A 22,461-nucleotide genomic window follows, 5' to 3' on the forward strand; every position below is an offset into this window, starting at 1 on the left:
GTAACGAGTAAATACACCCAATAACCAACCTATTAAATACAGGCAAGCGACGCTCCACGCGTACCCGCTTTGGCTTCGCTTTGCCTTCGCTTTGCCTGAATTTAGTGAAACGTATATTCAAACCCGATTTAAAGGTATTTCAAAATGGATATTCAAACAGCTCAAAAGCTATTTCCAATCGGTCAGAAAGTTAAGTATTTCCCAATATTGAGTGTTGTCGATTGTTTCCATGTTGGTGAAGTAACAAGTGATCCATGGGAAATCTGTGGCGAAATTGTTGTTTCTATCACAGGGAAGTCTGGCGGCTTATCAGTTGAACATTTGGAAGCGTTTGAAGATGTTGATGGAAAGGATACCAACTAATGACAAACAAAATTCTTCAAGATGCTGCCATCCGGTTCTGTCGTCCAGACTTAATTGAAGGTCAGCTCTATCAGTTCAAACTTAATGGTTATTCGTGCAGTGGCGTGTATCTGGAATCGGACAATAGCAACGATGATGGTGCTTTTTATTGCAATGGAAAGGCCGTCTGCAAAGTTTCTGAAGCTGACCAAATCAAACATATGATTGATTCTGCTATCCATTCATCGCACATGATGTATCGCCATCTTGATGAGGCTTTGCTTCGCGAAGTGATGCTCATTATTCAGAACGCCGTTGAAACAGCTTGCTCTAAAGATTCGGATGAAGCAGTCGACGGCTTAATTGATGCACATGAGGCTATTTGCAAACGACTCTCTCAAACTCAAGGAGAACAGCATGACTCGCTACAAACGCCGTATCCGCACCTATCAGCACCAACGTTGCCGACTGTGGTTTTGCTTGCACAACCCGCTAAACACACCGTCATCGATTTAGCGACGGGTATTCGCATTCGTTCAGAGTGCAATATTAAGCAGCCTTTTGATGTTAAACGCAGCATCAAATCTATTGGGAGTCGAATCTACAGCTGTATTCAGATTAGCGATTTCGAGCGCGCTGCCCGGCTTCATAAGGTCTACTCAGCTTTGAAGGAGGTCTCTGATGGACATCATTAACCCGGAAGTCATGGAGCCGTCTCTCACCAGTGATGGCATCACTGATGAGCAACTGGAAGAATTAGTACGCCTCATCAGCAAGAAACGTAACCGCAATAAACCTTGCATTTGTCGCTCTGGTAAAAAGCTCAAGCATTGCTGTTTGAGTAAAGTTATTGTTTTACAACAAAGCAAGAAGGCCTAAACTAGTCAAGCAACGACTTAAATACTATGAACTAAATCCACCTTTTATAGGTGGATTTTTGTTATTAACTAAGCTTCATAGTAGTATCAGATCATCGTATTTAGTATTGCAATACAAGGAAGCCTAATGGCAGCACCACAACGCCCACTCGTCATTAATGAATCAATGCGTGATAGCATCGAAATTCATAATTTTATTTATCATATTCTACTGAAGGAAGCTGAAGAAGTAGACTACTTGAGCGAAGTCGTTCTCACGAACTCTCAAAAATATTTTTTCAGAGACATGATCGCTGAAGCTTCAAGAGGGACTAAGTATGATTTCATCGACCGAGAACATGGTGATGTCGCGCTAAACTGTCAAAGTATCCTCGATAACAGGAGCAATGATAACTTTGTTGAATGTAGTGAAAAGTTGGCTCACGCATTCAAGGCACAGCACGACAAACGCATGGCAAATGGTATTGTTGTTGTCACTTGTTTCAGTATGGTGGTGAATACTGAACGTAAACGGTTTATTGCACTCCTCAAGTTAGATTATCAGTCAGTATTACGACAAATTAGAGACCCAAACAACCCTAAAAAAGTGTCTTTTCAAGAGATTACTGAGTCTTTGATTGAAGACAAATCTGCCATTCAGAAGCGTGCTGTTATTGACGTAGGCAGTTCTTTTAACTGGGATGTTATTGCCGTCGAGCAAGGAAAATCATCATCCAAGCAGGACACTGATGACGCTCTAGGCACTCACTTTAAGAATTTTTTAAACATTAAATTGAAAGAAAGCAGTTCAGCTTTAACTCGGAGTGTTATCAGTCATTCTAAAACATGGGCTTCTAAGCAGGAGGGACTATCTCCTTCTGATGTGAAAGCAAGAGTGATTAATTACTTGGAAGCGAATGATGATCTTATTGTCACTGTTGATGACATTAGGGATATCGTTTGTGTTTCTGATAGTGAGCAAGACACTAATACCTTAAAGGCTAGTTTCAATAGCTACATGGATGAAGTAAACTTGAGTGGTACATCATTTACCTCTAAGTCTCAAAGCATTCCTAAGTCTGAGAAGAAGAACAAATTGCAGACAAACAAGCATGTAACAATCACCTGGGAGGGCGATATGGATAAAGCGGGTATAAAAAAAGAACAGGTAGGAGATACCGTTAGGATAGTAATAACGGCAAACAAAGTAGATGCAATCTATTAATCAGTTATGTCAGCTATTAAATAAAATTGAAGGCCACTTAAGCAAGAGCGAAAACACTACGTCGTTCTATGTTGAAGGGGCCTTCAATGATGCATATGAATCTATCTACTCGATCGCTGAACTTGCTATTTCAGAAGCTGACTTCCTAAAAGAATTCATTACTCTGTTTATCGATGATGAGCGCATATGCATACTAGAGTACCCAGCGTTTTGTGCGGAGGGACGTTTCCCGGCAGAATACAAACTAACGGTTGACACAAAAGATTTAGTTCAAAGCCGTTTTTCGGGGAGCGGTGACATTGACGAATACCTATTTACTTCTGTCGAAGCGTTTCAAAGAAACCAAGCGGAGCTTGGTCTTTTGACCCCTCTGAATAAAGGGACTCTTACTGAATCACGTAATACTCGCATTCATGTATGTGGTTTGGTCAAAGCATTTGGTGGGCCGCAATTAGCCGTTATTCCTGTGGGTGATAATCCAATAAGCGAAAACGATTGGTTATCGGGTAGTTCTTTACCTTCACAAGAAAAACTACTCAAGCAAGTTCATATCGTTTCTAGAGATAATATCCAACTTGACCCCAAATGTGTTCAGCTTTCGTGGGGAGATTACGCACAAGAGATTGCTCAACCGTTTCGTTTAGCTTATGCACAACATTTATTGGTTTCATTGAGTAGTGTTTTTTACTCAGTTGACAAAGTTCACTTTAAAGGTGTCAAACACATAGAAGCCTCGATTTGTAACACAGAAAACCTCGATATCACGACAGATTGGCTAAGTGCCCTACAACAATCTGTGATGTGGTGCTACAGCATGGAGGATCCTGATGTTCCAATTCAACTTTTTATTGATCGTTTGTCCCTTGAGTACAACGGTAATAGCTTGTTGGGTATAAGCACAGAATCTTTAACTAGTTGTTTAGAGCAAGCTAAGAATAATTACAAATACGTAGTTGCTAAAAGAAGCGATGACTATAGGAAAGAACTGAAAGACATTTACTCTGACGTAAAAACAGTAACGGATAAATTTGCAGAAAAAGCAGCGTCTTTGTCGGGTGAGCTGCTCAAATCACTTATGGCTATTGCTTTTGTATTCACTGTCGGAACAATGTCAAAGGCGATCGTTCTGGGTGATCTTCTGCATTCCAGAGAAAGCCATATTTTGTTTAAAATTATTGGCCTATACCTAATTTTTAGTTTTATTATTCGTTGGTTGAATGCAAGCTCTGAATTAAAAGTCTCGGAACAAGCACTCCGTAGTTGGTCAAAAAAACTTCACAACCATATATCAACGCAAGATGTACAAGATTTAATTAACTCTCACACAAGATGGTCTAAATATTTTTACTACGCTTCATTAGCTATTGTTACTGGCGTACAAGGTACTATCGCATTAGCTGCCTTTTATATCGAAGGTGTATTGTGGTATTTAAATCTATAAATACTGTCTTCGTTAAGTAAGCCCTGAAAGTTGTACATCCGACGAGTAAGGGTTTTCTTTTTTCCCCTCAACTTTTTCTTACAGACGTTTCCAAATGCATAAACTATGACCAAACACTTTTTGTTAGTGAGTAACATTTATGGTCATGTCTTCCATTCGCCTTGGGCGACCTAAAGTCGACAACCCCAAATCTCAAGCAGATAGAACCCGTGATAGTCGCTTACGTAGCAAGGCGTTAGGCCGTGTTGAACGTAAGTTTGTTCTCGATGCCGACAGTGCTGACCTCTTTGATTCGCTGCGCGAAAACGCTGGCTTCTCTACCAAAGAAAAATCAGAGTTTTTAGCGGCTCTATTGCTTCGTGTGGCGAATAAGAACTGGCTCGGCAAACCCTTCACCTTACCGATTGAGGAGGCGCTATGAAGATGAAAATTAACCGCCATGCTTATTATGGTTTGGTGCATAAAGGGGTGAAAGCGCTGCTACTCGATCGCATGGGTTTCTTTGATGACGATGAGTACCGCAACTACTTAGGTATCCAAACGGGCAAAACAAGCTGTAAGGATTTAACCGATGGCGCACTGATGCAGTTAGTCAACGAGTTAAAGCAGCAAGGTTATTTGGAAGACTCGCCTAAGTTTAAAAAACGCTTGGGTGGCAGCTCATCCAATCAGCCATCCAGTAAGCAATGGGCTAAACTGGCAATATTAGCAAAATCTATTGGCTGGCAAGGGCTAGATGACCCTGCGCTTGATAGCTTTGTAAAGCGCACCATTAAGGTGGAGCGTGCTCGCTGGCTCACTCGTGACAATATTCGTCCGGTGATTTTAGGACTTGAGCGTTGGATTGCGGGTAAGGAGGCGTCATGTCACGGAGAGTAAAGTTTCGGGCAGAGCCGCGTTATGAAGTGTTGAACCCTCAAACGCAAGATGAACTAGAAGCGCTATTGCTTGAGATGTATCCCGACAACCGCATTGCTGCAAGTCAGTTTCAAGCGGCTCTCAATCAAGTCGATAAAGCGATCATTAAAAGCGATTTGGGGATCCGCAATTGGTACACACCAAAAGAGTTAGCCGAGTACCTATGGAGAAGGAGTAATTACCATGCAATCGAAACCGATCCGTATGCTTCCAGCTTATGAGGTCTTTAATAGCTGCACTCGCACACAGCGCAACCATGTGCGAGATGGCTACTTCTTTGCCTCCAAATTGCAAACCTGGTTTGTGTTCGTCAAAGACAAGGGCGAAGTGGCCAATGGTAAAGTTGAGGAACAACTCAGTCTGTTTGGGTAACCGGTTGTGGAGTTTGAATGGCACTTGATTCCAGCTTGGAACAAGCGTCATTTTTATTGGTGTAACCGTAGAAGGTGCGATTGCGCTCAAGCTTACAGGCGCACAACCGAAAGTACGTTAACCACACTTCATCGCGGCTGGCCGCTTCACCATAGGTCTTTGGCTTTTGATTAAAAGGCTGCTCACATTCAATCAGGTCGCTACTTGGTGGTATCTGAATCACATCCTGATACTCATAACGAGTCACAACCTTAGTATCCTGACACCCAGTCAGCAGGATAAGCGATAGGCACAGTGCTGCACGTTTCATCTTTGAGTTCCTTTTCTAATTGTTCAATGCGGTCGCTTAGCCGAATGCGGGCATCACGTTCTCGATGCGACGATTCGTCAGCGGCTTGCTGCGCCTTGCTTCGTTGGTCGGTTAATTCAGAGATACGCTGGGCCAGTTGATTGTTGGAGGTCTCCTGACTGGTGATGGTCTCGTTCAAGGTGTTATTGCTGGCCTTTAGCTCACTGGTGTAACCAAACAGCTTGTAGTTCACCAGTAAGCTCAGGATGAGAATGGCTCCCGCTACCCATAGTGCGGTGCGTTTGAATTGGCTCAGAGCACCCATGTTATTGCCACCCGTTTAAGCAGATGTTCATCTCTTTATCACGTCGTTTGGGGATGCCTGGGCAGTCGTTCTCTTCGATTCGGCAGTCCTTGCCATTGACATACACCCATCTTGGATACTGTTGGCAAGCGCCAAGGTTGTCGCCTTGGTTAAACTTTCGAAGCAGCGTTGAGGTCTGAAAGTTTCCAGCCCCTAAGTTAAAGACAAAGCTCACCATCATGTCGTATTCCGCTTGGCTCGGGGTTTGGGTAATGTGCTTTTTCACCACCTTTTCGGCTGTGGCCACGTCTTTAACAAAGTACTGGGCGACTTGTTCGTTCGTTGCCTTATCACCTTGCTTCACGCTTGACGTGTGCCCTAAGCCAATCGTCCAGACATCCGCGCTGCATTGATAAGCTTTGGCTCGGCAACCTTCTTCATTGGCAATGTGGCGAAGTCCGTTCTCACTCACGCTGAGTTCGTCATCGATGTTGAACACAATCGCCAGAACCGCAGTCACAGAGCAGACGATGACTTGGGTCGCTTTACTTTTCAGGTTCATGAGGTCTCCTCCGACTTCATCATGGTGTCATCACCCGCTTGCAGGCGAGCCAGTTTGGCTTTGTTTAATTGTGTCGCCACTGCGTAATGGCGAATCGCCATGCAACCCGACACAATACCCACGGCAATGGCGACCAGTTGCGCCACATCGTTAACCCCAAAACTGACAATCGTTGCAGCGACGGAGGTGCCGACTTTCTTGAGGCCCGCTAAATCAGCCAGAGACATCAAAGCCGCTTTAATTCCAGTTTCATTCATTGTTTTTCTTCTCTTTTATTGTTTTTATTCAAATGTTTGCTGGCTGTTTTCGCTCACAACCTCAAAGGTAAAACTCTCTAATGTGATGAGCGGCCGTTGTTTTTTCGTCACACTCTTGGTGTCAGTGATAACCGTGCCTTCACTGTCTTTCACCGTGCCTTTGGCGAGGTAAACCCCTTCAATGCGTTGCGCCAGTGAGGTTAAAGCCGCAGGCACAATGTCGCGCCCGTGCTGGGTCTTCCACGCGTTGATTGCGGCTTCAATGTTCGCTTTGGCCGTGCTTTGAATGGATTCAGCCAGTGACGCGTAATCACTAAAGATTTGCAGGTGAAAGCTGGCGGTTGCGGCCACATCCTCTGCGTCTACGACGCGTACTAAGTCTCCCATCGGAACACGCTTTGCCCCTGAGCATTCCGATTTGATCAAGTCTTTGATGGCTTGATTCGGCAGCGAGCCGTCTTGCAAAATGGCGCTGATCTCAATTTCATTCGGTGCGGGCGTCCAGACTGAGACGTTCTTAATCGACGAGCTGCTGGAGCGTGCAAAATACTCATACGCTTCATAGGGGCCAGCCACACTGAACTTGGACGGTGATATATAGATGCGATAAGCAAAGGCATCATTGTCTTCAATCTCCGAACCACCTTGTGTGGTCTCGGTATTCGTCACGCTTTCAAGTGCGGTTAATGGCTCAACAGCTTGGTTAATTTGTCCAGGCAAGAAGCCGTTACCTTGAATACCGGCTTTAATGCATTCCACGTTTACATTGATAGTGAGTATGCCGGCACTGACCACCGTATCTTCCAATGCTTCAAAAATGGTTTGGTTATCCACCGCAATCACTTGATAGCCTTGGGGAATGACAAGCCCAGTATGCAAGGAAAAGTTAAACGCCATTACCGTACGGGCCTTTGAGGCTGGCAGTCGTTCGGTTTCGGTCAGTAGTCCGATGTTGTCCAAGCGTTCATCTTCAGCAAACGGAAGCAAGTTCTGTTTGCTTTCATAGTTGATGAGCGCTTTGAGTTCGTTCTTCTCGTAGGCAATCTGCTCAAGGTGGAAGGTTTCGGGATCATTAATGCCAGGATAGTGACCAGTGCCTTCTTGATAGCGAGCCTTCAAACTGGCAAGGTCAGCGTCATAGTTCACATCAACCAGTTTCGGCTCTGGTATGTTTGGAAATCGGTTTGTCATATCAGCTTGCTCTTGATAGTTGAGCGCTGGCCGTCCACGAACGACCACTGATGGAGGTGCTGACTGTGGTGGGTTTCCAGCGGTTTGGCACTTTGCCAAGGTTTAAAAATTCAATCAGGTGCGCGGTGGTCAGCATGGTATTCACCACCGACATTCGGCCTTTTGCGCCTTGCTTACCGTCTGCACCGTTTTGCAAATAGGACTCGGCGTACGCTCTGGCGTCAGCCATGGATTTCACGTTGTCGATGTTATGCAGCACTTTGACCCTGTCGCCTGTGGCGGTGGCATCACCGGCTCGATAGCTGAACAGCTTCTGTGCTTGTTGGTCATAACCATTCACTTCCACGGCAACATACTTAGAGCGAGCGCTGTCAGGCAGATTAAGAGAGGTCAGAATGCTACGATTGAGGGTGTCGATTTGAATCACATCAGACTCAAAACTGCCCATCACAAGATTCTTTCCTTTGATAGCCATCGGCACGCTGGTTTGCTCAGACAGCCTGGTTAAGAACGCGGGCGTACTCTCGTCACGCTGCTCAATGCGATCAAAACGAAAGTCTGGCGTGTCAGGCGCTTTGATAAACGATAGGCCACTGTCTTTTGCCCAGAACTGAGCAACGCGCTCGAAGGTCACGTTCTCTTGTACCAGACATTGCTGGTTATCAATAAAGCCACGCTCAGCAGCTGGCGGCTTGGCGTTCGCGCCGACCATCACATCATCAGGACCAATTTTGAACGACACTTCATCGATACTGAACTCACCCCATAACCATTCATGACGTTGACCTTGCTCATCTAACCAACCGATACCGGACTTTAAGGTGTCGCCTTTGGTTGGATACCACGTATCGCAAAAACGTCGGTCTTTGTTAAACAGCGTCAAAGACAAGGTATCGGTGCCCGTTTGCTTGCTCTCCATCACATCGGTGTAGGTCATCGACTTTACATAGCGGCTAAGCTCTGCGGTCACATCCTTTCCTGCCCAATGCAAAATAGCGAATGGACGAATAAGCCCTGTTGCGGTTATGCCCATGGTGGCGTCTCCACACTGACGGTGTTCACCACTTTCACCGCAGGGATGTTGACGGTTTCGCCTCCGCTGAAAGTAAAGGTGGTCATGGCGCGGGTCAGCTCACGGTTAGCATCAAAGAGCGCATCGACGAGTGCTTGGTTGGTCGCACTATAGGCGCGATAGCAAAGCTGCTCCCAGCGCTCGCCTTGACGAGCAATTAAGGTGTTCATGTACGTACTTCCACAATATCCAGTTGATAGTCCACGCTGGTCACTACGCCGCTAGGTAGAGTTTGAACATTGGTGCGGTTGATTTTGCGAATACTGAATCGGCCCTGCACGATTGAGCCAACCACCAAAGCGCGTGGCACTCCACTTTCTCCCATCTGCTCCAATTGCTTGGTCATCTTGGTGATGTCCACAAAGTGGTTGTTGAAGGTCAGCTCCAGTGAGGCGGTGTGCTCATCTTCGCCCATGTTCTGGTGCGCGGGATAACCGTTAACGAGATCTTGTTTGTTGATCTTAAAGGTGCGCGAGTCGCTGATTTTGTTTGGTGTGAAGCGACCTTTAAACACCAAGTCGCCAAAGCCGCCCCACTGGGCATAGTTTGCTGATTGCTCTGCCATGTTATTGTTCCTCGTCACTGATGGTGTGGCTTTCGCCAGTTAATTCACTGTGGGCGGTAATTTCGGTTACTTCAGGGTTGGTAAACTGCTTGTGCACGGTCAGCTCTAATGTGGCTTGCCAATCTTCACGCCAGACAAACAGCTCGTCTTTGTGTTCAAAGTCATCGTCACGTTTCGGCTCACTCCAGCTCGAACCAATTTTGCGAGCATCTGAAATCTCTGCATCACCTTTAATGGTTAACCGTTCACTGAGTCCGCCAAATCCAGGCGGCAACGCCTCGCCAATGTCTTTCAACACAATCAAGTCGTTGGCGAGAAAGTCCGTCATGCACAGGTTGAGCTGCATCTGCTGACTGGATAAGAAGCACTGCGTGTTACCACCACTGACACGTGCAGAGATCACCACATCCACCAACATTTCATAAGGAACGTACGAGCCTTGAACTGCAAGGGGTAAGCGGTTCAAACCACGAATGCCGTTAAACATCACGCGCACTTCTTTTCGGGCGATGGCATTAGACGGTTCAACCACCGCCTGCATGCCAAGCGCCTCTTCTAACACTTTCTCTAATGCTCGAATGACTTTCATTGAATTGCTGCCTTTAACTGCTCTAATGCCATCTCTCTTTGCGCTTGCTGCTGCTCAGGGCTTAAGTACATAAACTCGCGGCTGGCGATTTTGACCTGGGGCGTTCGGATATACAGCACATAGAACACGCCTTTATCCGCACCTTTGTTGTTTCGGTTCGCTTTAGTTTTCACTCGCTGACCAAAGGCTTTTGCGCCGAGTGGCGCTCGCCCCATAATCGAATGAGGGCGGTAGAAAATCTTCCATCCTTGCCGCTCTAAGCCTTCTAAGGTCTTACGCACCCCATACACCTCAGTGCGTTTTTTCACTTGCTTGTTCACTGGAATGGCGAGCTGTCTGGCTTTCTTGGCCTTAATCACGCCGCCATTGTTAATCAGCGGTGCATGGGCTTTGTTTGTCCCCACGCGGTATTCGTCTTTGCCTGCTTGATACGTCAACGATGCATAGGTCTCGCCCGTATCAAAGAGCGGTTTCGCGCCTGCGTTCTTGGTGTTTTTGGTCAGCGGAGAGTTGGCTTTAAAGGTGCCGTTCTTCATGTTGTCGCGCACACACTGCAACCCAAATGGAGCCAGTATTTCTGGCAGTCCATCAATCGCTTTGGTGGTGTTATGCAGCGCATCCAGAAAACCTTTCATTGCTGATGTGCTCCGTTGAACTGTGTTTGAACCCTGATTGAATTCTGCCTTTTATTTAGCTGACATCTGCCGAACGGAAGTTAATAAGACCTCCAAGGGATAAGCTTCAAACTCACTAAAATAATAAGAAGGAAACCCCATGGCCCCACGCTCAAAGGTGGAATTGCACGGGCTGCTTGAGCGCGTCATTGAGATGTACACCGTAGACAAACTGAATCTGGATGAGATAGCTACCCAGCTTAAAGAAGATGGCTTTGATATCTCCCGTTCGTCAGTGCATCGTGTTATTCGCAGTAACCAAGAATTGATTGAAGAGCAGCGTCTGGTTCAAGAGCAGGCTGAGGTCTTTCTAAAGGAATTCAAAGACAGTCCAAACACCGATATTTCAGAGCTGAACTTACAAATCATGCAGCGCTACATGTTTAAAGTGCTGCGTGAGTTGGAGTTTGGTCCTGAGTCATTTAAAGATCCCAATAAGCTTGCCAACCTGTTGGCTCGTCTGTCCGATGCGCAGGTCAACCTTGACCGTTTGAAAGTCGAGTTTCGTAAAGGCGTCGATGCGGCGAAAGCGGAGTTTGAAAATCAGCTCACTGATATGCTCAAAGAGAAACACCCAGAGCTGTTGTTTGAGCTGGTGAGCATCATCCAGAAAATTCGTATTGAGCAGAAACCCAAACGAGGCCGTCGATGAGTGGCCTGTTTGAAGGTTTGTCTGATGCGGATTTAGAGAACATTCGTGACAGCGCCAATATTGCGGCTGAAGACAAACGCATTGCCAAACAAAGTAAGGCGCAAGAAGCGCGAGCGTTAGCACGTCAAGAGAAGGAAGAAAAAGCCCGCAAAAAACGCCGCGCTAAATCCAAGCATGACTTTGCTTACTTCTGTCAAACCTACATGCCTGATGCGTTCACGCTGGCGTTCAGTGAATATCAACTGGCGCTCACGCGTCTTGCGGCTAATCGAAATCTTAACCGTCAAGATGAAGCGCTGTTTAAAGAACTCATTGACCCACGCGATCATGGTTTTATTAAGCAGCCCATCAGTGGTGAATACGAAGGGATTCTTGACATCGAGCCACGTGACCACGGTAAGACCACTCGTAATACTCAGGCGATGCCGTTATGGCTTGCGCTCAATCACCCTGGTTCGTTCATTGTGATTTGTGGTGCATCGGCTGATAGCGCCAAAGAGATGATGGACGCCATCAAAGACGACTTAGAAGATAACGAACTTATCCTGGACGACTACGGCGAGCAGCGAGGCAACACCTGGACCAAACGTAAGATAAAGCTCGCGAATGGTTCATCCATTGTTGCGGTGGGTCGTGGTCAACGTCTTCGTGGTATCAAGAACAAATACCAGCGTCCGACCCACATCATCTGTGATGACTTACTCGATGATAAAGAGGTGGAATCGCCCACACTACGTCGTCAGGCTGAACGTTGGTTTAAGCGCGTGATCATGAACTTGGGTAAAGGCGCACTGACCATCATTGCCAATACCATCATGCACCCTGACGACTTGCCGTCACGCTTGTTAAATCAGATTGAAGACGGTCGTCTTCCAAACTGGTTAGGTCTGCGCTTTAGTGCCATTACGCCTTCAGGGCGTCCACTGTTCCCGTCTCGCTGGAGTTTGCAAGACTTAGAGAATAAGCGGATAGCCTCCGGCAGTGCGTGGTGGACGGAATGGATGAACCGACCCATTGCCGATGAAGATGCGGACTTTAAAGAAGATTGGTTTATCTACTTCAAGCCTTACGAACTTGACCTTCGAGACTGCACCATTGGCATGGCAGTTGACCCTGCTACGGGTTTGAAGAAAGGCGACTGGTCATTTATTGCGGTCGTGGCTCGCCACAAAATTACCATGGTGGATCATGTCCTCTTTGCCAAAGGTTGGAAGGAATCGGACTTGCAGTTTGCTCAGCGCATTGTGGATGTGTATCTGCAACATCGACCGTCTTTTGTGATGTTTGAAACGGTCGCCTTCCAGAAGATCTACAAAAAAGAAGTGATGCGTTACGCCAAGAAGAAAGGTGTGCGTCTTCCGGTTCGTGAGTTCAAAGGCGGCAACAAGCAGGTACGGATCAAGTCTCTGTCTTCACAGGTGGAGAATGGCCTCATTCAGTTCTTAGAAACCCAAACACTGCTGCGTCAAATGTTCCTAGAGTTTCCACGTGGTCATGATGATGGCCCTGATGCGGTAGAGATGGCCATCAGTGGATTTGAATCCGGTTTTGTTGGTGGCGCAGTGCCACAAACACCAAGGCCTATCCGCACTGCCGCGCAGGCGCTGTCTCGATTCGGCGGTGGTGCGTTAAGCCGGATATTGCGTTAGGAGCCAATATGTTCAATAAACTGGCAGAGATAAAAGCCAAACTGAGTGATGTACTCTCAATGCTGCGTAAACTGGTGTGCATTGGGGAGGTCAGCATCGTTGACGCGCATCTGCGGCGCGTGAAGGTCACTTTCCCTGGGCTGCGATATCCCGAATCAGATTGGCTTCCTGTTCTGGGGATGCGCAGTAAAAGCGTCAGCATTTCGTGCAACTTTGAGGTTGGTGAGCAAGTGCTGTGCCTGTTCATTCCCAGTGGCTCGATGATGTCCGGCTTTGTGCTTGGCTCAATGGCCAACAAATCAGCAAAGCCTTATATCGCGAACATCGATAAGTTTGGGGTTCAGTTTAAAGACGGCACGCTTTTAGAATATGACCAGTCAACCCAAACGGGTGTGCTCAAGATTGGCGGTGGAACACCAGCCATCACCGTCAATCCCGACAAAGTATTGATTGATGCCAAACTGGAAGTAACTGGAGCCACCGAGCTTCTTGATACGCTCAAGGTCGTCAAAGCCACCACCTTGATGGATACGTTGACGGGAATGAAAACGGCCACCTTCACCGGTTTGGTGGGCGCGGCGGGTTACGGCAGTACCACTGGAGGAGCGGCAGTGATGAGCAGCGGCGCAATCATGCAAGGCTCAGTCACCATTAATGGGGTAACGGTCGCTGTGATTAGCCATACCCACAATGACGCTGAAGGCAGACCAACCTCCGGTGCAAATCAATAAAATAACAAAACGCTCTCAGAGCGATTCTAAGGGCGTTTAATTTCAATCTGGTGTGAATGTTCGAATATTTTTATTCAAACTCATTCAAACCGGATTTCAAACGAATTCAAACGGGGTACGCATGACCTACTCACTCAAATTTGCAGCAAGCGGGCGAAATATCGATTTGGTGTCCGATATTAAGCAGTCGCTTTTTATGATTGTGTACACGGGGAAAGGTGAACGGATTTACATGCCGGACTACGCGGCCGATGCATTAGAGTATGTTGATAAGCCTCAATGGGAAGTGCAAGGTCTGAAAGTCTCGATTGCCGAAGCTGTGGCAAAGTACGAGCCTCGCGTTAGGCTGGAAAGCATCATCGTATACCAAACCGATTTGCCACAAGGCATCATTGGCATTAAACTTTCTTGCCAAATTCTCGCCACGGGTCAAAGTGAAGTCTTCGATTTCACCAACGCCTAACCCTGCCGAACGGAAATTATCCCTATAGAAATCTCAGATACTGACTCCACTGATTAACAGGAGACAGTATCCATGGCCGAATTACTTCACGGCATCCGAACCATCGAATCGCTCACAGGTCCCATTTCGGTCATCGAAGTGTCGTCCAGTGTGATTGGTGTGTTCGGAACCTCTGAGTTGGCAGAGCCATTAAAGCTCTACCACACCACCAATTACGACGACGCGAAAAAAGTCTTCGGTGAAGGCACGTTGAAAAATGCCATTCGTCGTGTTCACAATTATGTGCCAAGCAACTCCATTATTGCCATCCCTCTAGGTAAAGACAGCGACTTCCCTGAAGTCGAAGAGCCTGCTGTCTCTGGCGTAACGATGAGCACGTCTAGCACCTCAATCTATATTGATGATGGTGCAAGCTTGCCTATCTCAATTTCAAACCCTCACGCCTATGACATTGCGTACAGCTCAGACAATGAAGCGATTGCGACCGTTGATGCGGTAACGGGTGTTGTCACTCCCGTGCAAGCAGGCGTTGCCAACATTACCGCATTAGTCACCTTTAACGATGGCGAGAATGATGTAGACGAAGCGCATGTCTATGGCGTGACGGTCGCTCAAACCAACCCGAGCGCAGGCAAGGTGATGAGTCCAGCAACGTTGGGCGATTCTGTAGCGACCGCGTTCTTAGGTGCTGACTCTCAACCAAACGCGTTAATCAACCCGTACGAGCAAACCGCTGTTTGGTCGATTGTTGATGAAGCCATTGCTTTGGTCGATAGCAGTGACGGCACCATTACGCCTTTGTCTGAAGGACAAGCCGTGGTCACGGTGACGCTCGCACCGAAGAGTAACTACAGCTACACCAACGATAACGATGTCACCATCAATGTGGGTGACGTAGCAGGCGTTGAGCTGACTTATGTACTGACAGTTTCTCGCGTGACCGATGCGCTGCTCGCGAAATTCATGGAAGCGCTGCCGCTGCTTCGCAAAGCAAAACAGACTTATGGCTTCTCATCCAAAATCAACATGGCTCCGGGCATCTTGCACAAGGATGGCGCGATGGGGCTTGCGGTTGCGGCTATCAGCACCCTTCGCGGTATTTGGGTGGGTGATATGCCTGAGCATATTTCAACCCCAGAAGAAGCTTACGCGTGGAAACAAAAGTACACCTCACAACGAGCGTATGTTGGTTGGCCGCGTCCGAAAGTGCTGGCTGAAGATGGCGCAACAGTTGTGGATTGGTACGCGCCAAGTCTGTGCGGATTGATTGCTCAGGTAGACCGTGACCAAACCGAGCAGAACATTGTGCCGGAGACGGGTTACTGGTGTTCACCATCGAACTATGTAATGGCGGATGTGATTGGCCCATCGATTGAGTTGGATTACATCCCAAGCGACCCATCGTGTGATGTGAACTATCTCAACGTGAATGGCATTACGACGCTGATGAACCACGGCGGTTGGAAGAACTTTGGTAACTACTCAACCGCGTTCCCAGCCAAAAGTGATTACCTGTCGTTTCTTTCGGTGCGCCGCACTGCGGACATCATTGAAGAGAGCATTGAAGATGTCACTCGTCAGTTCTTGGACTTTCCAATGTTCACCAGTCCCACCGATATTGCCAACACCACGTGTGGCCGCGTGAAAGATACGGTGAACGACTATCTGCGTTCGAAAGAAGGTACCGCTTTGGTGTACAGCAGTGTGTCGATTGATGCCGGTGATAACCCGCTCACCAATCTGATGCTGGGCAAAATTAAGTACCGCTATCGAATGACGCCGCCTGTACCCATGCAGAGCGTCGAGTTTGTCGCTGAAATTTACGTTGAAGGCTTGGAAAGCGCCTTTAGCAAACTGATTGCGTGAGGTAAGTCATGGCAGAGAAAAGTGTAGTCTGGCGTGACCAGATGACGTTCATCAATGAGACCCAATACGTTGGACGTGTGAAAAGTGCGAGCGCGGATTTGCAACGTAAGATGGCCACCGTGGGCGGCTTAGGTGGTCTGGGTGATGTGGAAGTACCCACTGGCAAATACGAAGCGCCAACGGCAACCATCGAGTTTCAGTCGGTCGCATTAGGCGATGTGAAACAACTGACCAATAACGACGGTTGGATAAAGCTGCGCATGACGGGCCAAGTCAGAATGCTGGATTCTGACACGGGCACAAAAATCATTGATGCCGGTATCACTCGTATTCATGGCTATGTGAAGAATCCGCCAGTGCCTGGATACAGCGATGAAGGCTCACCGTACACCGCCAACATTGCTGTGCACTTTATTGAAATCAGCAATACCTCGGGCCGTGTGTTCATGCTCGACATGCAAACGGGCACGAAATATCCGCCAGATGACCCTGGTCAATTTGGTGTCACAGTCACTTTGTAAGGAGCAGTTATGCGAGTTCGTAAGTTAGAGATAGTGGCTGATGGCATTCAAAAGAATGGTCAGCCTGTCACTAAAGCGCAGTTGGAATCGGTGGTTCGCAACTACAAACCGGACGCTCGTCCACCGGTGACCCCAGGTCACCCAACCAAAGGCAGCGATCAGATTGCCGCGTTGGGGCGAGTGTCCAACCTTCGAACCGAAGCTGGCAGTGGCGATAAAGCCGGAAAGACCGTGCTGGTTGGGGAAATTATTTACACCCCTGAAATGGAAGCTCTGGAGGATTCGGGCAAGTTTGAAGGCTTCAGCGCCGGTATCCATCCGGTGCCGGACAAAGACGGTGAATGGTACATGCATCACACCGCGTTCTTGGGTCAACTTCCTCCGGCGGCTGAAACCAAAACCCGTGATGTGGTGAACCTAAGCGATAGCGACTTTTGCGATGGCGCTATCTATCTCAGTGCAGAAGTCGGCACTCAGTCTGGCTCTGATGACAATGAAACAGGAATAACGATGAAGAAAGACGAACTGAAAGCGCTGTTAGGCGATGCCGTCAAAGAGCAGCTCGAAGCGATGGGTATAAAACCCAATACGCCTGCACCGGCTAAAAAAGACGGCGAACCAAATAAGGATGGTGAAGTCACCACCGATGGCGATAAGTCAAACGTTGCGGTCACCGCTATGCAAGACACGTTAGCTGGCGATCGCAAAGAAACGCTGACTGAACTCGCGGACTCTCGTGAGATGAGCGATGAGCTGCGCAAGAGCGTGAAAGCCATGATTGATAGCGCTTCTGCTATTGAGCTTTGCGCCTCGGGTGATGGCAACCGCTACAGCCAACTCAAAGGCATGCTGACAGCCATGCCAGAGAAGAAAGCGGCTCCAGCGAAACCATCGACGTGGGACCAGTTAACCCAAAACTTAGAGCTGGCTGATAACGGCGGCGCTAAAAAAGACAACTTTGATCCGGAGGGTTGGTAATGGATTTTGGAATGAAAAAGACCATCAAAGGCGCACCTGCAATTGTCGGTAGTTACAGCGGTGGTAACGTCATCCAACAAATGATGGTTAATGGCGTAGCCGATTTAGAGCCTGGTCATGTAGTCGTTATTGCAGATGGTGTCATTACGGCGCGTTGGAACGGTTCCCCTTTAATAACCGCGCAGGATGATGGCGCAGGAAACCTAACTGTTACTCAAGTTACGCTGGGTATTGTGACCACCAAACAAATGGAAGGTGATGCATCGGTTTCTACACTTCGCCTTGGCGCTTACCTTCGCGATCGCGTTGTGCTTGCCGATGGCAGTGCGCTTTCCGCTTCCAATGAGTTCACGTTGTCACTATCTCATCTATTCACTGAAGGGGCTTGGCTATGAGTCCGTTAGAGCAACAAAAAGCCAAGCAAGATGGCGTTTTTTCAAAAGCGCTGCGTGAAGCCTCCAACGCCTTTGTTCAGATAGGAGCACACCCGCGTACCTTGCTGCATCACTCACGTCGAAACGATTTGATTGAGCAAGCCATTGCGAAATTGCAAATCCTAAAACGTGAAGGCGATGCGTATCACCAACTGGGTCAGCCTGCAGTGAAAGCCTCCACTGAATCTATCCAAGATAAAAGCCTTGAAGATGATTCAACGTTGGGGCACGTCGGCTTTGTGAAAGTGGATGATGTGCCAGTGCCTTACACCACTCTTGTGTTTTCTGATGGTGATAACGAAGGCAAGTTCAGTTTGGGCATCAACAACCCATACGAGCAAGTTGTGAAGTATTCATCCAGTGACACTTCGGTGGCCGCTGTGGATGAGAAGACAGGCGTCATCACCCCAGTGGGTAATGGTGAAGTCTCCATTCAAGTGGCGTTTACCAAAAAAGGTGACTACCCACGTGTTGAGGACAGTTTCGGCTTAGTGATTGAAGATGCATCACCAAACGAGAACGCCCCATCAACGGATGGCTCACCACAACCCAGCGTCGATGCGCCTGAGTCAAGCTCAGAGAAGTAACCACTCCCATTAATGCACACAGCCGTTCAATAGGCGGCTGTTATAAAGAGAAAAAAGTATGGATATTATTGATATTTTACGCGGCCTGTTAGCGCCACAAGAATGGGCAGAGCTGCTGAATAAGTACAAAAAACGTAAACCGGTGCCAATGCGCATCCGTAATAAAGTGTTTGGCCAAGCCATCTTTTACCCAAGTGTGCGTATCCCTTGGAGTGTGTTGAAAGAAACCCTTTCGAATATTCCGGTGGTGCGTCGTGGCACCAAGGCTTATCAGCTAGGTGGTGATGATGTAGAGACACAAGCCATCGAGCCTCAAGGTTTCTCAACCGTGTCATATATTTCAGCGGCAGAGCTGAACAACATGAAAGCGTTAGGTTTACAGAACATTCAAAAGTTCTTCGACATGCTTCAGTTTGGCGTGATGCGCAAGATTGAGTTCTCCACCGAAGCGCTGTGTGCTCAGTCATTGACAGGTAAAATTTCTTACCCAATGAAAACCGCTGAAGGTGCCCTAGAGACGTTTGACGTTGACTATGGCGAGACGCTGCGCCACAACTTTGCAACCTCATTGAATGCCGCAGATGCGACGATTGAAATGGTCTATACCGCACTGCAAGAAATGGATGAAGCCATTCAGGCAAAAGGCTATGGCATTAACGTAGAAACCTTGTGTGGTAAAACGTTGTTTGCTCGTATTGTCACGCTGGCAGGTAAAAATCAATCTAACGTGTTGGATGTCAAAGTGAGTAAAGGTCAGGTGAATGTGGGTGGCTACATTATTAACCTTGAAAATGGTTCGTACGAAACCATGGCAGGCGGTCTCAAAACGCGCGTAAAAACCGTTGATGACGACAAGATGGTGATGGTTGACCTCGATGCAGGTCACAACCTTTACTACGCCGCACTGGATGATTTAGATGCGGGTCTTCAGGCGTTGCCGTTCTTCTCGAAAGTGAAAAAAGTGGATGATCCAAGTGGAGCCGATGTCTACACCATGTCTAAACCTTTGCCTGCGGTTGTCGTTGATGCCATTTGCTGGGCGGATAACGCTCTGGCGTAAGGAGCGATAATGGCTGTTACCCTTACCCAGTTAAGAGCGATGGTCACCCCCCAGGGAGTATCTGACTCCCTGGAGGAGCAAATCTATCAATCGTTAACTTACAACGATGGCAATAGCGCTCAAACGGCCTGCCAATCAGCGGCCCGTTGGTGCTATGCCTACCTTGGTCAAAAGAATGCACTCGCTCGATTCTACAGCGATGATGATAACGAAGTGCTGGCTGAAGCCATGACTCAAATGGCTATCTATGAGTTGGGTGAAATCAGTGAGTTTGATTTTGACGATCGCAAAGATGAAGCCATCGCATTAATCAATTCGTTGCTTGGTCTTAATAACGGCGCTGACAGTGGCGCTCAATACACAGGAGCTGCGATTGCCCGTGATAAAGAATCTCACATTATCGTCCCTTATCGCTCGGCTTCCCACCGACGTTATCGTTAATCACTACCCATTGCCAACTGAGCTGGGCAATGCGCGATACCAAAGCAGTAACTACTATTTTGGTGCCATTCGTGCCATGTTACTCGATGAAGAGGTCGCCTCAGACATTGAAATGCGACATGCCACAGCAATGACAGTGCCTTATGTGATTGAAGGCTCAGCCAATGACATTGCGTTTTACAACGATGTGATGGCGGACTTTGATTTAGAAATGCTGATGGAGCAGATGCTCAGTGCCACCGAGTTTGGCTTTATGCCGGTGGAGCTGATTTGGGAGAAAGACGGCTCTCAGCTTGTTCTTACCAATTCTGAGCAAAAACGTCCTGAAGACTTTCGTCTATTAAAAGATGGCACCTTGGTGTACAGCGCGGTGGACTACACCGCAAGAACACCGGTGACAGGTAAAGTCATTCCCGTTCTGCGCAATGCGACCACTGAGCGTCCATACGGTGAGACCATCTTAGAATCGGTCTGGCCAATCTGGCAAAGTAAGTGGATTAGCTGGGCTAACATCGAGCGCTTGGGTGAGAAGTATGCCATTCCGACTGCCATTGCATTGGCGGAGAATGCCAATGGCGAAACTGACTTGCAAGCGATTGCAAACTCATTGGCTCCTGTGATGAACGGCGATGCGGTTGCCCTGTCTGGCGTGAAAGAGATTGTTGCGCTCGATGCGAACGGCAAGGTGGACGAACTGCTGCGCACCATTGAATACATCGACAATAAAATCTCCAAGCGCATCACTGGGCAGACTCTCACAGGCGGTAACCAAAAGTACGGCTCTCGCTCTTTGGGTGAAGTTCACGAGCGCGCAGCCATGCGCGTCTCCAAGCGTGATGCTCGAATGGTGCATAAGACGCTTAACGATACGCTGTTTAAGTGGATTTTCTTAGCCAACGGTCGTGAGGGTAATATCAAAATCCGAGTGGATGAGGAGGCCTACAAAGCCATGTTGGAATCGGCTCTGGCGAATGGCTCAGGGGTTGAACCCGTACAAGGTTTTAATCAACGTCCAAGTCTGGAGTTTTCAGACGTACCAGGAAAGCATCTATGTCTGCTTTAAAGAGTCTCGACAAGAAAGAGACCAGTAACCTCACCAAATTACAGCGCCTCGAAAATGAGGCGTTATCGATGACGATTAAGAGCCTTTCAAGAGAATTAGAAGCGGCTTTCAAAGCCCATTCAAACCCTGACGATATCGATATTACCCAAGCCACCAATCAGTACACCAATCTCTACGCCGCATCGATGATGGTGAGTTGGTTACTTGGTCAGGCGCATATTAATAATGCCATCACTGAAGCTGAAGATAAGCCCATCGAGCTGACCTATGCCCCCATTTATCTTGCCGTGGATGATGTACCTTTTCAGGAAGCGATTGATTCACTCAAAGCGATGATACCGACCGATACCAAAGAGTATCGTCAAATGGAAGCGGCGATGAAACTTCGTGCTTTTACGGTTGCGAACGTCTCCAGTATTGATGCGGTAAACAGAGTGAAAAAGCGCTATGAAGCTGCATTAGAAAGCGGTGCATCTCGCTCTGAAACCTTGGGCAATATCCGTCAGCTTCTCGAGCAAGAAGGAATATCTGAAGCCAGCCCGTACTGGCTAGAGTTGCATTATCGCAACAATATGATGACGGCGTACAACTCTGGCCGCTGGACCCAGATTGCGAATAACGACTTGGTTGAGTTCCTGGTTTATTCGTCCGTGCTGGACTCGGGAACAACAGAGCTGTGCAGAAAGCTCGATGGCGTGATCAAACCTAAGGACGACCCGTTTTGGGAAAGCTTCTATCCACCAAACCACCATAAATGCCGAGCCACTGTGTCTGTACTTTCACGTAAGCAGTATGAAGCACTGCCTGCATCGATGCGACAAGCCTCAGAACAAGTTAGTGGTAAAGCCTTAGATAAAGATGCGGTTACAGGTAAAGAGCATCAGTTCACCAGTTCGCCATTGGTATCAATGAAAACATTGCCTGCATCGATGATGGAGCGAGCGCAAGAGTATGGACTGACGCAAAGCATCTTGAATTACTCTCAGGCGCAGAGTAAAAGCGTATTAAAGGAACAAGCCAAAACGGTGACCAAGCAAGGCTTGTCTGCGGCAACACTCAGCAAAGCGATAACACAATCACCCGAACTAGAGCCGTTCCGCGAGATGATACAGGATAAGCTAATCAGATCTCCCGATGAAGTGTGGTTGGTTTTTGATGACCTCAAGGATGGAAACTTTTTACCTAGCTTGCAGTTTATGCTTGAGCTTGATGACTCACTCAGAGCCGTAGCCTTTGCAAGTGCATACGATAGTAGCCAAATTTACCGGCTTGTCAGCATGACGACATCCGAATTAGAGCAACAGACATTTGTAACACTAAAAATGTAGCAGAGGTCTCCTCGCAGAAAGGAGCCCCCA

Annotated in this window: 31 protein-coding genes; 21 read left to right on the top strand and 10 right to left on the bottom strand. The window is 47.8% G+C overall.

From position 1 onward, the window contains the following. The first annotated feature begins 144 nt into the window (after positions 1-144). From AACT18_RS12455 to AACT18_RS12490, 8 genes are all read left to right on the top strand, one after another. On the top strand, positions 145-363 hold the full coding sequence (locus tag AACT18_RS12455; RefSeq protein WP_094143308.1) for a hypothetical protein: 219 nt from the start codon (positions 145-147) through the stop codon (positions 361-363). Further along, positions 363-1,037: a hypothetical protein gene (locus tag AACT18_RS12460; RefSeq protein WP_094143310.1), complete on the top strand. Its 675-nt coding sequence runs from the start codon at positions 363-365 to the stop codon at positions 1,035-1,037. The genes AACT18_RS12455 and AACT18_RS12460 overlap by 1 nt, the downstream gene beginning before the upstream one ends. Then, positions 1,024-1,221 (top strand): SEC-C metal-binding domain-containing protein, encoded by a 198-nt coding sequence (locus AACT18_RS12465; protein WP_094143312.1) that lies wholly within the window; start codon positions 1,024-1,026, stop codon positions 1,219-1,221. Before AACT18_RS12460 ends, AACT18_RS12465 begins: the two co-directional genes overlap by 14 nt. Before the next feature lie 126 nt (positions 1,222-1,347). After that, entirely contained in the window at positions 1,348-2,424 is a 1,077-nt protein-coding gene (locus AACT18_RS12470) for a nucleoid-associated protein (protein ID WP_094144265.1), read from the top strand. Further along, on the top strand, positions 2,411-3,865 hold the full coding sequence (locus AACT18_RS12475; protein WP_094144264.1) for a hypothetical protein: 1,455 nt from the start codon (positions 2,411-2,413) through the stop codon (positions 3,863-3,865). The genes AACT18_RS12470 and AACT18_RS12475 overlap by 14 nt, the downstream gene beginning before the upstream one ends. A 145-nt stretch (positions 3,866-4,010) precedes the next feature. Beyond that, on the top strand, positions 4,011-4,286 hold the full coding sequence (locus AACT18_RS12480) for a hypothetical protein (protein WP_141138397.1): 276 nt from the start codon (positions 4,011-4,013) through the stop codon (positions 4,284-4,286). Next, positions 4,283-4,744 (top strand): regulatory protein GemA, encoded by a 462-nt coding sequence (locus AACT18_RS12485; protein WP_141138128.1) that lies wholly within the window; start codon positions 4,283-4,285, stop codon positions 4,742-4,744. Before AACT18_RS12480 ends, AACT18_RS12485 begins: the two co-directional genes overlap by 4 nt. After that, positions 4,729-5,004, top strand: a complete 276-nt coding sequence (locus tag AACT18_RS12490) for a hypothetical protein (protein WP_094143101.1) — start codon at positions 4,729-4,731, stop codon at positions 5,002-5,004. The genes AACT18_RS12485 and AACT18_RS12490 overlap by 16 nt, the downstream gene beginning before the upstream one ends. 134 nt (positions 5,005-5,138) lie before the next feature. Here the strand turns inward: AACT18_RS12490 and lysC are convergent, their stop codons facing one another. The 10 genes from lysC to AACT18_RS12540 are packed head-to-tail and all read right to left on the bottom strand — an operon-like array spanning position 5,139 to position 10,619. Beyond that, a complete protein-coding gene (lysC, locus tag AACT18_RS12495) occupies positions 5,139-5,465 on the bottom strand; it encodes an Rz1-like lysis system protein LysC (RefSeq protein ID WP_176428317.1) in 327 nt (108 codons plus the stop codon). Further along, positions 5,407-5,769, bottom strand: a complete 363-nt coding sequence (locus AACT18_RS12500) for a hypothetical protein (RefSeq protein ID WP_094143099.1) — start codon at positions 5,767-5,769, stop codon at positions 5,407-5,409. The genes lysC and AACT18_RS12500 overlap by 59 nt, the downstream gene beginning before the upstream one ends. Position 5,770: 1 nt before the next feature. After that, on the bottom strand, positions 5,771-6,310 hold the full coding sequence (locus tag AACT18_RS12505; protein WP_094143097.1) for a lysozyme: 540 nt from the start codon (positions 6,308-6,310) through the stop codon (positions 5,771-5,773). Then, complete coding sequence (locus AACT18_RS12510; protein WP_064626333.1) at positions 6,307-6,567, bottom strand: hypothetical protein; 261 nt, start codon at positions 6,565-6,567, stop codon at positions 6,307-6,309. The genes AACT18_RS12505 and AACT18_RS12510 overlap by 4 nt, the downstream gene beginning before the upstream one ends. 24 nt (positions 6,568-6,591) lie before the next feature. Beyond that, positions 6,592-7,758 (bottom strand): baseplate J/gp47 family protein, encoded by a 1,167-nt coding sequence (locus AACT18_RS12515; RefSeq protein ID WP_094143095.1) that lies wholly within the window; start codon positions 7,756-7,758, stop codon positions 6,592-6,594. Between the two features lies 1 nt (position 7,759). Further along, positions 7,760-8,791, bottom strand: coding sequence for a phage late control D family protein (locus AACT18_RS12520; protein WP_094143093.1), 1,032 nt, complete (start codon positions 8,789-8,791; stop codon positions 7,760-7,762). Further along, complete coding sequence (locus AACT18_RS12525; protein WP_094143091.1) at positions 8,782-9,000, bottom strand: tail protein X; 219 nt, start codon at positions 8,998-9,000, stop codon at positions 8,782-8,784. Before AACT18_RS12525 ends, AACT18_RS12520 begins: the two co-directional genes overlap by 10 nt. Next, positions 8,997-9,395: a phage tail protein gene (locus AACT18_RS12530; protein WP_094143089.1), complete on the bottom strand. Its 399-nt coding sequence runs from the start codon at positions 9,393-9,395 to the stop codon at positions 8,997-8,999. The genes AACT18_RS12525 and AACT18_RS12530 overlap by 4 nt, the downstream gene beginning before the upstream one ends. A gap of 1 nt (position 9,396) precedes the next feature. Next, a complete protein-coding gene (locus AACT18_RS12535; protein WP_094143087.1) occupies positions 9,397-9,984 on the bottom strand; it encodes a hypothetical protein in 588 nt (195 codons plus the stop codon). Further along, positions 9,981-10,619: a hypothetical protein gene (locus AACT18_RS12540; RefSeq protein ID WP_094143085.1), complete on the bottom strand. Its 639-nt coding sequence runs from the start codon at positions 10,617-10,619 to the stop codon at positions 9,981-9,983. Before AACT18_RS12540 ends, AACT18_RS12535 begins: the two co-directional genes overlap by 4 nt. 139 nt (positions 10,620-10,758) lie before the next feature. Between AACT18_RS12540 and AACT18_RS12545 the strand changes: the two genes are divergently transcribed. The 13 genes from AACT18_RS12545 (at position 10,759) to AACT18_RS12605 (ending at position 22,431) form a co-directional block, all read left to right on the top strand. Continuing rightward, positions 10,759-11,310, top strand: coding sequence for a phage protein Gp27 family protein (locus AACT18_RS12545; protein WP_094130239.1), 552 nt, complete (start codon positions 10,759-10,761; stop codon positions 11,308-11,310). Further along, a complete protein-coding gene (terL, locus tag AACT18_RS12550) occupies positions 11,307-12,959 on the top strand; it encodes a phage terminase large subunit (RefSeq protein ID WP_094130236.1) in 1,653 nt (550 codons plus the stop codon). The genes AACT18_RS12545 and terL overlap by 4 nt, the downstream gene beginning before the upstream one ends. Positions 12,960-12,967: 8 nt before the next feature. Then, positions 12,968-13,690, top strand: a complete 723-nt coding sequence (locus AACT18_RS12555; protein WP_094130233.1) for a phage baseplate assembly protein V — start codon at positions 12,968-12,970, stop codon at positions 13,688-13,690. A gap of 121 nt (positions 13,691-13,811) precedes the next feature. After that, positions 13,812-14,153, top strand: coding sequence for a GPW/gp25 family protein (locus AACT18_RS12560; protein ID WP_094130230.1), 342 nt, complete (start codon positions 13,812-13,814; stop codon positions 14,151-14,153). Positions 14,154-14,225: 72 nt separating this feature from the next. Next, positions 14,226-16,019 (top strand): Ig-like domain-containing protein, encoded by a 1,794-nt coding sequence (locus tag AACT18_RS12565; RefSeq protein ID WP_094130227.1) that lies wholly within the window; start codon positions 14,226-14,228, stop codon positions 16,017-16,019. A gap of 8 nt (positions 16,020-16,027) precedes the next feature. Continuing rightward, positions 16,028-16,540 carry a phage major tail tube protein gene (locus AACT18_RS12570; protein ID WP_094143083.1) on the top strand — a complete coding sequence of 171 codons (513 nt, stop codon included), beginning with the start codon at positions 16,028-16,030 and terminating at the stop codon, positions 16,538-16,540. Positions 16,541-16,549: 9 nt separating this feature from the next. Then, positions 16,550-17,518, top strand: coding sequence for a hypothetical protein (locus tag AACT18_RS12575; protein WP_094143081.1), 969 nt, complete (start codon positions 16,550-16,552; stop codon positions 17,516-17,518). 11 nt (positions 17,519-17,529) lie between these two features. After that, positions 17,530-17,913: a hypothetical protein gene (locus tag AACT18_RS12580; protein WP_094143110.1), complete on the top strand. Its 384-nt coding sequence runs from the start codon at positions 17,530-17,532 to the stop codon at positions 17,911-17,913. Continuing rightward, on the top strand, positions 17,910-18,539 hold the full coding sequence (locus AACT18_RS12585) for a hypothetical protein (RefSeq protein ID WP_094143079.1): 630 nt from the start codon (positions 17,910-17,912) through the stop codon (positions 18,537-18,539). The genes AACT18_RS12580 and AACT18_RS12585 overlap by 4 nt, the downstream gene beginning before the upstream one ends. 58 nt (positions 18,540-18,597) lie before the next feature. After that, complete coding sequence (locus AACT18_RS12590) at positions 18,598-19,599, top strand: major capsid protein (protein WP_064626345.1); 1,002 nt, start codon at positions 18,598-18,600, stop codon at positions 19,597-19,599. A 9-nt stretch (positions 19,600-19,608) separates the two neighbouring features. Next, on the top strand, positions 19,609-20,040 hold the full coding sequence (locus AACT18_RS12595; protein ID WP_094130215.1) for a hypothetical protein: 432 nt from the start codon (positions 19,609-19,611) through the stop codon (positions 20,038-20,040). After that, complete coding sequence (locus tag AACT18_RS12600; protein ID WP_254917421.1) at positions 19,979-21,103, top strand: phage portal protein family protein; 1,125 nt, start codon at positions 19,979-19,981, stop codon at positions 21,101-21,103. The genes AACT18_RS12595 and AACT18_RS12600 overlap by 62 nt, the downstream gene beginning before the upstream one ends. Further along, positions 21,091-22,431: a phage head morphogenesis protein gene (locus AACT18_RS12605; protein WP_094143077.1), complete on the top strand. Its 1,341-nt coding sequence runs from the start codon at positions 21,091-21,093 to the stop codon at positions 22,429-22,431. The genes AACT18_RS12600 and AACT18_RS12605 overlap by 13 nt, the downstream gene beginning before the upstream one ends. The last annotated feature ends 30 nt before the right edge of the window (positions 22,432-22,461 follow it).

This window comes from Vibrio sp. V04_P4A5T148 (assembly GCF_963875605.1).
Lineage (GTDB): Bacteria > Pseudomonadota > Gammaproteobacteria > Enterobacterales > Vibrionaceae > Vibrio > Vibrio anguillarum.

What these genes read in the sequence shown, in the direction of transcription:
- AACT18_RS12455 (WP_094143308.1), top strand. Translation starts at nt 145, where the DNA reads ATGGATATTCAAACAGCTCAAAAGCTATTTCCAATCGGTCAGAAAGTT.
- AACT18_RS12460 (WP_094143310.1), top strand. Translation starts at nt 363, where the DNA reads ATGACAAACAAAATTCTTCAAGATGCTGCCATCCGGTTCTGTCGTCCA.
- AACT18_RS12465 (WP_094143312.1), top strand. Translation starts at nt 1,024, where the DNA reads ATGGACATCATTAACCCGGAAGTCATGGAGCCGTCTCTCACCAGTGAT.
- AACT18_RS12470 (WP_094144265.1), top strand. Translation starts at nt 1,348, where the DNA reads ATGGCAGCACCACAACGCCCACTCGTCATTAATGAATCAATGCGTGAT.
- AACT18_RS12475 (WP_094144264.1), top strand. Translation starts at nt 2,411, where the DNA reads ATGCAATCTATTAATCAGTTATGTCAGCTATTAAATAAAATTGAAGGC.
- AACT18_RS12480 (WP_141138397.1), top strand. Translation starts at nt 4,011, where the DNA reads ATGTCTTCCATTCGCCTTGGGCGACCTAAAGTCGACAACCCCAAATCT.
- AACT18_RS12485 (WP_141138128.1), top strand. Translation starts at nt 4,283, where the DNA reads ATGAAGATGAAAATTAACCGCCATGCTTATTATGGTTTGGTGCATAAA.
- AACT18_RS12490 (WP_094143101.1), top strand. Translation starts at nt 4,729, where the DNA reads ATGTCACGGAGAGTAAAGTTTCGGGCAGAGCCGCGTTATGAAGTGTTG.
- lysC (WP_176428317.1), bottom strand. Translation starts at nt 5,465, where the DNA reads ATGAAACGTGCAGCACTGTGCCTATCGCTTATCCTGCTGACTGGGTGT.
- AACT18_RS12500 (WP_094143099.1), bottom strand. Translation starts at nt 5,769, where the DNA reads ATGGGTGCTCTGAGCCAATTCAAACGCACCGCACTATGGGTAGCGGGA.
- AACT18_RS12505 (WP_094143097.1), bottom strand. Translation starts at nt 6,310, where the DNA reads ATGAACCTGAAAAGTAAAGCGACCCAAGTCATCGTCTGCTCTGTGACT.
- AACT18_RS12510 (WP_064626333.1), bottom strand. Translation starts at nt 6,567, where the DNA reads ATGAATGAAACTGGAATTAAAGCGGCTTTGATGTCTCTGGCTGATTTA.
- AACT18_RS12515 (WP_094143095.1), bottom strand. Translation starts at nt 7,758, where the DNA reads ATGACAAACCGATTTCCAAACATACCAGAGCCGAAACTGGTTGATGTG.
- AACT18_RS12520 (WP_094143093.1), bottom strand. Translation starts at nt 8,791, where the DNA reads ATGGGCATAACCGCAACAGGGCTTATTCGTCCATTCGCTATTTTGCAT.
- AACT18_RS12525 (WP_094143091.1), bottom strand. Translation starts at nt 9,000, where the DNA reads ATGAACACCTTAATTGCTCGTCAAGGCGAGCGCTGGGAGCAGCTTTGC.
- AACT18_RS12530 (WP_094143089.1), bottom strand. Translation starts at nt 9,395, where the DNA reads ATGGCAGAGCAATCAGCAAACTATGCCCAGTGGGGCGGCTTTGGCGAC.
- AACT18_RS12535 (WP_094143087.1), bottom strand. Translation starts at nt 9,984, where the DNA reads ATGAAAGTCATTCGAGCATTAGAGAAAGTGTTAGAAGAGGCGCTTGGC.
- AACT18_RS12540 (WP_094143085.1), bottom strand. Translation starts at nt 10,619, where the DNA reads ATGAAAGGTTTTCTGGATGCGCTGCATAACACCACCAAAGCGATTGAT.
- AACT18_RS12545 (WP_094130239.1), top strand. Translation starts at nt 10,759, where the DNA reads ATGGCCCCACGCTCAAAGGTGGAATTGCACGGGCTGCTTGAGCGCGTC.
- terL (WP_094130236.1), top strand. Translation starts at nt 11,307, where the DNA reads ATGAGTGGCCTGTTTGAAGGTTTGTCTGATGCGGATTTAGAGAACATT.
- AACT18_RS12555 (WP_094130233.1), top strand. Translation starts at nt 12,968, where the DNA reads ATGTTCAATAAACTGGCAGAGATAAAAGCCAAACTGAGTGATGTACTC.
- AACT18_RS12560 (WP_094130230.1), top strand. Translation starts at nt 13,812, where the DNA reads ATGACCTACTCACTCAAATTTGCAGCAAGCGGGCGAAATATCGATTTG.
- AACT18_RS12565 (WP_094130227.1), top strand. Translation starts at nt 14,226, where the DNA reads ATGGCCGAATTACTTCACGGCATCCGAACCATCGAATCGCTCACAGGT.
- AACT18_RS12570 (WP_094143083.1), top strand. Translation starts at nt 16,028, where the DNA reads ATGGCAGAGAAAAGTGTAGTCTGGCGTGACCAGATGACGTTCATCAAT.
- AACT18_RS12575 (WP_094143081.1), top strand. Translation starts at nt 16,550, where the DNA reads ATGCGAGTTCGTAAGTTAGAGATAGTGGCTGATGGCATTCAAAAGAAT.
- AACT18_RS12580 (WP_094143110.1), top strand. Translation starts at nt 17,530, where the DNA reads ATGAAAAAGACCATCAAAGGCGCACCTGCAATTGTCGGTAGTTACAGC.
- AACT18_RS12585 (WP_094143079.1), top strand. Translation starts at nt 17,910, where the DNA reads ATGAGTCCGTTAGAGCAACAAAAAGCCAAGCAAGATGGCGTTTTTTCA.
- AACT18_RS12590 (WP_064626345.1), top strand. Translation starts at nt 18,598, where the DNA reads ATGGATATTATTGATATTTTACGCGGCCTGTTAGCGCCACAAGAATGG.
- AACT18_RS12595 (WP_094130215.1), top strand. Translation starts at nt 19,609, where the DNA reads ATGGCTGTTACCCTTACCCAGTTAAGAGCGATGGTCACCCCCCAGGGA.
- AACT18_RS12605 (WP_094143077.1), top strand. Translation starts at nt 21,091, where the DNA reads ATGTCTGCTTTAAAGAGTCTCGACAAGAAAGAGACCAGTAACCTCACC.